The sequence below is a fragment of the Tritonibacter sp. SIMBA_163 genome, from assembly GCF_046535935.1.
Taxonomy (GTDB): domain Bacteria; phylum Pseudomonadota; class Alphaproteobacteria; order Rhodobacterales; family Rhodobacteraceae; genus Epibacterium; species Epibacterium scottomollicae.
The window spans coordinates 1-229 of sequence record NZ_JAWJBP010001537.1; the positions used below are offsets into that span (position 1 = coordinate 1).

The 229-nt window shown below is 45.4% G+C and carries 1 protein-coding gene; it reads right to left on the reverse strand.

Going from position 1 to position 229, the window contains the following annotated elements; all coding sequences use genetic code 11:
* Window positions 1-33 precede the first annotated feature (33 nt).
* A partial coding sequence (locus R0J92_RS27430) for a hypothetical protein (RefSeq protein WP_411054000.1) occupies window positions 34-229 on the reverse strand: 196 nt, incomplete at its 5' end.

Sequence of the window (229 nt, forward strand, 5' to 3'; positions counted from 1 at the left end):
TCGCTTCGCGAACGGTGATGCCTACAAGATAAGTCACGTGACATGATCAATATGCGAAAAGCATGATTGAGGACAACTCGTGCCGTTGGCGCAACAGGGTTTCGCACCTGTTTGACTGGTCGGGGTTGCAACCAACTGACCGATTTGTAGGGTATAAGTTGTATGTTCTGGGTCTGTTTTTCCTGATCGAGTATTGGTGTTTATACTATTATTGAAGCTAGATTTGAGG